The organism is Microvirga makkahensis, assembly GCF_009830105.1.
GTDB classification, from domain to species: domain Bacteria; phylum Pseudomonadota; class Alphaproteobacteria; order Rhizobiales; family Beijerinckiaceae; genus Microvirga; species Microvirga makkahensis.
Window position 1 is genome coordinate 1 of the sequence record NZ_WURB01000064.1, and the last position, 2,265, is coordinate 2,265.

General features: G+C 60.3%; 2 protein-coding genes. Both read right to left on the bottom strand.

All coding sequences use genetic code 11. The features are described 5' to 3' along the window. Positions 1-320: 320 nt before the first annotated feature. Positions 321-1,109: an alpha/beta fold hydrolase gene (locus GR328_RS26355; RefSeq protein ID WP_160888605.1), complete on the bottom strand. Its 789-nt coding sequence runs from the start codon at positions 1,107-1,109 to the stop codon at positions 321-323. A gap of 134 nt (positions 1,110-1,243) precedes the next feature. Continuing rightward, the gene (locus GR328_RS26360) at positions 1,244-1,654 is read right to left on the bottom strand and encodes a PH domain-containing protein (RefSeq protein WP_160888606.1); all 411 of its coding nucleotides are present in this window, start codon (positions 1,652-1,654) and stop codon (positions 1,244-1,246) included. Positions 1,655-2,265 lie beyond the last annotated feature (611 nt).

Genomic DNA, 2,265 nt, shown 5'->3' on the forward strand with positions numbered 1-2,265 from the left:
GCACGAGCCGGCTTGCCCTCTTGCGTGCTTGTTGAGCATCGCACCAGGCTTGTTGAGCATCGCACGAGAATACGCGCGAGATCGCCGTGCCGCTACAGCGTCCAACCCGCCCTCCTCCCGCAGGCCGCTGGGGCGGCCTGACCTCCCATGCCCCCAGCGCCCCACGCGCAACCAGCGCTCATCCGGGCAATCTCAGAACCACGCTATTCACGGCCCGGTCAGGCAGCGATGATCCCCCTTGCCCTTCATGAGCGTCCGGTATTCCGTGCATTTGGCGGCTAAATGCCGTCTGAGAGCGCTCAGTCTAGGACAGGACAGAGCTAAATCGGAGAAATGACGAAGAGAAAGCGTTCGATCATAGCGTTCACCTGGTCCGGCACTTCCATCTGACAGAAATGCCCGGAACCGACAGTCTTGCCATAGGCAACTCCGGGCGCGATCTCGTGGAATTTGACCGCGTCCGAACGTGGCTGCACCTCGTCAGCGGCAATGTAGAGACATGGCGCGGCCAGTCCCTTGGCCGCGGCGCTGGGGTCATAGTCCCGTAGACCTTCGAAAGCCGATACGACAACGTGCTGCGGCGTCGATAACATTGCCTTGAGGATACGCTGCTTCCGCTCACTGTCGTCAGTCGCAAGGAACAGCGCGTCGGTGACGAAGCTACGGAGTGCATCCCGGTAGTTGATACTTCGCAGCTCCTCCAAGAAGTGCGGGATGGCGGCACGTGCCGCGGACGGGAGAACCACGGCCGCATCCAGCATCACAGCCGCCGAGACCGTATCGGGCCGACGGCAGGCAAGATCGAACGCGACTATGCCACCCATGCTGTGACCAACCACTACAACCCCTGACAGGGAGAGTTGCTGGCACAGCCATGCAAGGTCATCAGCAAAAACCTGCATAGTATAAGATTGATGCGGCTTATCGCTCTGGCCATGCCCCCGCAGGTCGACGGAGACAACACGATGCCCGGCGCGAGCGAAGTATTCGTGCTGGAACGCCAGATAGGTATGATCGCAGCACCAGCCATGGACCAGCAGAATAGGTCGGTCTGCGCCTTCTGACTCTTGGTAGAACAGTTTGACCCCGTCACGTTCAAGCGATTTCATGAGCCCTCGACAGATTAGCGGCTTTCGATTTTGTGAGAACGCCCCCGGCGTTCCCCCATAACGATTGCCCCCTTAGATTACGACTTGCTCAAGGCTGGCCGATATGGCTTTCCGATGGCCTCTGGCGGTCGGACTTACCATGCCCAGGCGGGGCGGCAGCAGCCCGCCGTATGGGCCACGCCAACAACGCCCCATGGACCGGGAGAGGGGCCGGGATGCCAGGCCCACCAGTCGATGAACGGGCTTGCGGCGCCGGAAGTGGCTGGGGGAGGTCTATCGCCCGGCACCTTGACCTTGTAAGTCGGGCTGGTGCCGTTGAGCTGCGGATTGCTCAGTTCGACCACGGGCAACTGAGGCTTCCCCTCAACGACGGCAGACAGCGTGGCGTTCGGAGGATCCTTCTCGAGGTCGCTCTTCCCGGACGTCCAGAACTCGATGAACTTCGCCGTCGAGGCATCCCCCGTCACTCTTTCAGGCCTGCCCGCGAACACAATCGCTTGTGGGGAAATCCCCTGGAGAGTGAGGGTGTCGCCCAGATAGGTCACCGAGTCCGCCGTCTAGACGAACGGCCAATTCACAGCGGGCATGGAGTCCGCCCCGGTTCCTGCCGAGCTTTCAGTCTGAGAAACGGCGGCAAGTACGGAGAAGGCAGTCAGCAGTACAGCTGTAAGCAGGAGATTAGGTTTCACTGGGAGTTTCCCTTGTGCGACGACAAAGCGAACCAATGCCAGGTCAGAACTATACTGGCTGCTCCAGACTACGTTATCGCTCGCCATTGGTTATCGTCGGCGAAATTGTGGGTGCTTCCAATGGATTAAGCTCGACCGGAATGGGTATTCGATCCCTCCTCCGGCAGCATCCCGCTGATTGCGTCAGCGCCGACAACGTCGCTCGAAGGCTCAAGACGCTACGCGTCCCCACTCCCTAAGAGTGCATCTCCAAGATAATGACAATAGAGCCTCAATGCTTCGGGCTCAATCCGCCCGCCATGTGCCGGGACCAAACATCTAACGTGTTTCGAAGCGCCAAGTGAAGTTGCCCTTCACCGCGTGCTCCTGCGTCCGTGCCCCGATCTGGCCCGAGTAGGACACGCCGAGAGCCATATCCTTGTTGATCTGCCAGTCCAGCCCCGCCTCGGCCACGAGAGCGTTGCGGT